Below are 6212 nucleotides of genomic sequence, written 5' to 3'. Positions count from 1 at the left end.
TCCTCGATCAACGGGTACCTCGATGACGATGACTTGTTCTGCTTTATCGGGGACAAGCGGCTTGCTAGCAGCTTCCATAGCTTGCAGTTAGAGGCAAAGTCACTCTATAGACAAGCTTTCCTGGAAGACCGTGATGCGCTCAAACCGGATGAGTTGTTGCTCGATTTTCCTCTCTTCCAGAGCTCCTGCCGATATTCAATCACCGTGATGGATCTTGCAGGACAATCCCCTGGTGCCTTCAAGTTCGATATCGAGGGCCCCCGTTCCTACTTTGGGAATTTCACATTGCTCAAGGAAGACCTCAAGAGTTTTGAGAAACAAGGATGGAAGGTGACCATCTTTGCAGAGAACCAGTTGCAGCTGCAACGTCTGAGCCAGATGCTCAGCGCTTTCCCATTCCTATCCTATGAGAGGATGGAACTCTCAGGAGGATTCTCCCTCCCCAGTACAAAGATCATTGCCATCTGTGAGCACGAGATATTTGGACGAAGAAGGCAGGTGGTAAAAACCCTGCAGCATACACAGTCGACCCCTCTGGACTCATTCGTTGATCTGAATGAGGGAGATTATGTAGTCCACGTGAACTACGGGGTGGGGAAATTCGTCAAGATTGACCGGGTTTCCAGTTTTGACCGTGAACGTGATTTCATCAAGATTGCATATGCAGACAGCGAGATGCTCTATGTTCCCATTGAGCAGGCAAACCTGGTCCAGCGCTACATCGGAAGCGATGGGGGGACCCCCAAACTGGATAAGCTTGGTGGCATAAGCTGGGAGAACAAGAAAGCCAAGGCCCGAAAAAAAGCCGAGGACCTTGCAAAGCATCTGATAACGCTCTATGCAAAGCGACAAAACAGCCCGGGATTTGCTTTTCCCAAGGACACTGATTGGCAATTGCAGTTCGAGGCATCCTTTCCCTTTGATGAGACAGCTGACCAGCTGTCCTGTATCGAGGACATCAAGGATGATATGGAAAAGCCGGTGGTCATGGACCGCCTGGTCTGTGGGGATGTTGGCTACGGAAAGACCGAAATAGCCTTCCGTGCCGCCTTCAAGGCGGTCATGGGAGGAAAGCAGGTTGCATTCCTGGCTCCTACCACCATCCTTGCAGAGCAACATTACCAGAACTTTGTCAGCAGGTTGGGGAGTTTCCCTGTTCGTTGTGCCCAGCTCTCCAGGATCGTACCCAAGAAAGACCAGAAAGCAACCCTGCTCAGTGTTGCTGAAGGAAAGGTTGATGTACTGTTCGGCACGCATCGTATCCTGCAGAAGGATATCATGTATCGGGATCTTGGCCTCCTGATCGTCGATGAGGAACAGCGTTTCGGTGTCAAGGACAAGGAGCGTATCAAGGTATTGAGGAACAGCATTGATTCGCTCTCCCTCAGTGCCACTCCCATTCCGAGAACCCTCTACATGTCACTCCTGAAGATAAGGGACATGTCACTGCTGGCAACCCCTCCCATCGCCCGCCGCCCCATTGAGACCCATATCGGTGAGTACGACCAGGATGTCATTGTGCGGGCTATCAGGGAGGAAGTGGATCGGGGTGGTCAGGTCTTCTTCCTGCATAATAGGATTGAAAGCCTTGATGAGGTGGTCCAGCAACTGACGACCTTGTTGCCGGATTTGATCATTGAGAGTGCTCATGGGCAGATGGACAGCCGAAAACTGGAAGACACCATGAGACGGTTTGTCCATGAGGGAATACAGGTTTTGGTCTCGACTACCATCATCGAGAACGGTATCGATATTCCCAACGTAAATACCATGATCATCGACCGGGCCGATCGATATGGACTGAGCCAGCTCTACCAGCTCAGGGGAAGGGTGGGGCGTAATGACCGTCAGGCATATGCCTACCTCTTCTATCCCCAGGGCAGTGCCCTCAGTGAGATTGCAGTGAAACGGCTCAAGATCATCAGTGAGCATACGGAGCTCGGTTCTGGTTTCAAGGTAGCCATGAAGGATATGGAGATCAGGGGAACCGGGAATCTCCTTGGACGCGAGCAGAGCGGGCAGCTCTCCTCGGTTGGTCTTGATATGTACATCCGAATCCTGGATGAGGCAATCCGGGATCTAAGGAAGGAAGGACTGAAGGAGGAGGATAAGGAAGTATTCCTCGAACTCGATTACACAGGATTCATTCCCGACACATATATCAAGGCCCCTTCAGTGAAGTTCGACATCTATCGGAAGATAGCCTCCATAAACAATGAGGAACAGCTGCACTCCCTGAGCAGCGAACTCAGTGACCGGTTCGGGCCACCTCCAGAGGAGGTTGCCAATCTCCTCTATATTGCACAGATAAAGATCATCTGCCGCAAACTGTCAATCATCCATTTGACAGATCGCAGGGGGGTGGTCACCATTGAGTTCGGCAAGGTTGCAGATCTGAATGTGAACAAGGTGATGAATCTCATTGCCCTGAGCAATAAACGTGTGTGGTTGGATATGCGAAAGATGAATATTATGTATATGAAGACTGATGCAGTCTCCCTCAAGGACAAGGCCGTGTTCCTGATGGAGAAGTTGCAGCGGTTGCTGTAGGAGTTTGCATGCAGGTTACACAAGATACAATTTTCCAGGATATTCCTGAATTGCAGTGGGTGGAGAGCAGAAGGGAAGGGGCCAGGCGTCCAGTCAAGAGCTACGTGCTCAGAGGGTGCTATCTGAAGACCTTCCAGGTTGAGGCAGTCAAGCGCTATTACGCAACCTATGGAATCCCGTTTCGTCAGGAATTTTTGGACTACTCCCAGGTGTATGGGAACGAAAACCCCTTGGTTATTGAGATTGGTTTTGGCATGGGGAGTGCCACCAGCCGTATTGCCAAGGAGCGAAACCAGTTCAATTACCTTGGATTGGAGGTGTTCCTCTCTGGATTCACCAAGCTCTTGGATGTCGTTGGGCGGGAAGGGCTGGACAATGTGCGTCTGATGCGTTTCGACGCAGTGGAGGTGCTTCGCTCCATGATTCCCGATAACAGCGTTGCAGGATTCCATATTTTCTTTCCTGACCCATGGCCGAAGAAACGTCAGCAGAAACGACGTCTCATCCAACAGCCTTTTGCCTCATTGCTTGCAAGCAAACTGGTACAGGGGGGGTACATCTATTGTGTCACGGACTGGGAAGAGTATGCCCACCAGATGCTTGAGGTGTTTGACAACACACCATCCCTGGTGAATCCCCACGGGGGATTTGCTCCGCCTGTCCCCTGGCGGGATACAACCCGCTTTGAGCAGAAGGGGCTTGCAAAGTCCCATCCGATCAACGAGGTTTGGGTGGAGAAACGCTGAGATGAGGGAAGGGAGCCTGCCGCCGCATGCTCCCTTCCAAGGTTCCACAAATTCACTCTCAAGCAATCAGAAAAGCAATAATCTGATTGTCCACCACCTACTCCTCTTCCGCTAAGGAATCTTTGTAGGCCTTGATTACCTCATCAGCCAGTTTTCCACTGAGAGGCTCGTAATGGTCGAACTCCATTTCAAAACTTCCCGTACCACTGGTCATCGACTTCAGGTCGATTGCATAGTTGAGTAGTTCTGATTGAGGCACCTGGGCTTTCACCAACTGCAGATTTCCCATATCTTCCTGACCAAGTACTCGTCCACGTTTGCTGCTCAGGTCAGAAAGGATATCGCCCAGATAATCATTCTCTATGTATACACTAAGAAGCATGATAGGTTCAAGTAGGACAGGTTTGGCTTTGTCCACGGCAATTTTCATTGCTCCCTTTGCAGCGAGCTTGAATGCCATTTCACTGGAGTCTACCGGGTGCTCCTTTCCATCGACGAGGGTGATGCCGATATCCATCATTGGATAGCCGGCAAGATATCCTTCCTCCATCAGCTCATGCAATCCCTTCTCAATACCGGGGACATATCCCTTGCTGACTGAACCACCCTTGATGGCATTGGTGAAGGAGTAGTAGGCACCCCTTTCCAAAGTCTCAATCTCGATCAGGACACGTGCATACTGACCATGCCCGCCACTCTGCTTCTTGTGTGAATACTCAGCGATACCGCTTTTCTTGGTTATGGTCTCTCTGTATGCCACCCTGGGAAGCTTCGTGATGATGTTGACCTTCTGCTTCTCCCGTACCTTATCGAGGATCATGTTAAGGTGCAGTTCACCCATACCGGCAACCACATTTTCCTTGGTCTCCTCATTGTACTTGATCAGGAAGGTCAGATCCTCTTCGGTGACCTTGTGAAGTGATTCGTTCATCTTCACTTCGCTCTTCTTGTCCTCTGCACTGATCGCAAGGCTGTAGATAGGCTGTGGGAAGGCGAGTGGTTTGAACTGGAACTTCGTATCACTCCCTTCCACCAAGGTTGAATTGGTGGAGGCGATGTTGCTCTTTGCAATGACTCCGATATCTCCTGCGACCAACCTGTCTGTTTCGATAAGTTTCTTGCCGACAAGCCGGTAGACCTTGCCAGAGCGTTCTTTTCTGTTGAGATGCGGATTGTACAGTTCTGTATCTCCCTTGATGGTACCCCTAAGCACCTTAAGGAAGCTCAATTTTCCGCTGAACTGGTCGATGGTTGTCTTGAAGACCACTGCTGCTGCTGGTCCTTCCTCTGTGATGGCAAATTCAGACTCACTACCATCTTCGTTGACGATCCAATCGAATTTGCCGATTGGTTTGGGGAAGTTGTTTCTGATGAAATTGAGCAAGCTGACCATTCCGCTTCCCTGCTCAGCAGCACCACAGAATACTGGGATGACGCGGTTGTCATCCATGCCTTCACGTAGCCCGCGCCTGATATCCTCACTGGAGAGGGTTCCTTCATCAAAATACTTTTCGATGAGATCATCAGCTCCCTCAGCGGCATTTTCCACCAGGTCGTTGTGATACTGCTCCTCGAACTCCTTTATATCCGAAGGGATCTCAGCCTCTTTTTCTTTTCCATCATCGCCCACCATGTAGGCTTTGTCCTCAATCAGATTGATGACACCCTTGAAATCCTTGCCGCTGCCGATTGGAATGACAACGGGGACAAAGTTGGCTTTGAAGGTTTCTCGAAGATTCTCAAGTACTTGTGTATATTCTGCACGGTCCCGGTCCATCTTGTTGATGAATACCGCCCGTGGTTTATTGCGTTGATCAAGATGACGCCAGAGCTTAATGGTCTCAATCTGGGCACCATCACGTGCGTCAACTACCATTACTGCTGATTCGCAGGAGCGGAATCCGCAGATGGTCTCACCGATGAACCCTGCAGTTCCCGGGGTATCGATGATGTTCAGGGTTTTTCCTTCCCATCCCAGGGAGGCGAGGGAAGCATGAATGGAAATCTTATGGGAAATTTCCTCATCCGTGTAATCGCTTACGGTCTTTCCACTGGAGACATTCTCTGCCCGGGAAATCACATTGGCATAAAATAACAATTGTTCCACCAACGTGGTTTTCCCGGTATCGTTGTGGCCGATGATGGCGACATTCCTCAAATCATTGCTGACAACGCTCATATTTCCTCCTTTGATCACAATATGCTGATCTAGAACGCATGCATGTATGGTACGCCCCATCAACTCATATGTCAAAAGAATTCTGTTTCAGCGCTCAACCGCTGGGCACAAAAAAGCAGACACCCTCCTTCCAGAGGATGTCCGCCGGTACATGCGTGAGAATAATCTGTGTGTCTCGCCTAACGAGTCAGGCTGACATTCACATCGATGATGTGGTTGATGTCCTGTTTTAGCTTGTATGCGAATTGGTCCATGACAGTGACATCATTGGGAAGCTTGTCACCGTCCTCGCAGAAAAATGTCCAACAGGGTACATCCAACGCGGCACTGATCTTCTCTATGGTGGAGAAGGAAGGTGCTTTCCTTGAAGTCTCGATCTCTGTCACAAATGAGGTGGAAACGCCGATCTTCTCAGCCAATTGAGCCTGGGTCAGGGAGAGCTTTCTTCTGCGCTCCTTTAGGTTCCTTGCAAAAATGTCCTGCAAATTGTAGGTTCTAGCCATGTTGTACTCCTCTTATGAAATTGCAATGTAAAAACAATCGAAAAGCGTGTAAATTACCTCCTACGGTGTAGTATTTACACCGCTTTCAATACATTCTAGGCATATTTGTCACAACTTCGCAAGATTGGTACCATGCCGTTTCGATGTTTTTCAATACCATTAGCGGTTTTTTTGCGCGTAGTGGTCGAACTCCATCGAAAAGGTTCCCCTGCCTTGAGTTGCAGAGCGTAGTGC

At 49.8% G+C, this 6212-nt stretch carries 4 protein-coding genes; 2 read left to right on the top strand and 2 right to left on the bottom strand.

Features of this window, described 5'->3' with window-relative positions; translation table 11 throughout:
* On the top strand, positions 1–2550 hold a 2550-nt coding region (gene mfd, locus JF818_RS06695), incomplete at its 5' end, for a transcription-repair coupling factor (RefSeq protein ID WP_198891257.1).
* An 8-nt stretch (positions 2551–2558) separates the two neighbouring features.
* Positions 2559–3296, top strand: coding sequence for a tRNA (guanosine(46)-N7)-methyltransferase TrmB (gene trmB, locus JF818_RS06690; protein WP_198891256.1), 738 nt, complete (start codon positions 2559–2561; stop codon positions 3294–3296).
* 97 nt (positions 3297–3393) lie between these two features.
* Here trmB and fusA read toward each other — a convergent pair whose 3' ends face one another.
* Both fusA and JF818_RS06680 read right to left on the bottom strand, forming a co-directional pair.
* Positions 3394–5475, bottom strand: coding sequence for an elongation factor G (gene fusA, locus JF818_RS06685; RefSeq protein ID WP_198891255.1), 2082 nt, complete (start codon positions 5473–5475; stop codon positions 3394–3396).
* A gap of 179 nt (positions 5476–5654) precedes the next feature.
* Positions 5655–5978, bottom strand: a complete 324-nt coding sequence (locus tag JF818_RS06680; protein WP_117331111.1) for a helix-turn-helix domain-containing protein — start codon at positions 5976–5978, stop codon at positions 5655–5657.
* Positions 5979–6212: the final 234 nt, after the last annotated feature.

Source organism: Sphaerochaeta sp. S2 (assembly GCF_016406725.1).
Lineage (GTDB): Bacteria > Spirochaetota > Spirochaetia > Sphaerochaetales > Sphaerochaetaceae > Sphaerochaeta.
Note: the sequence above shows the minus strand (reverse complement) of the source record. Positions and strands in the feature narration are given on the sequence as shown.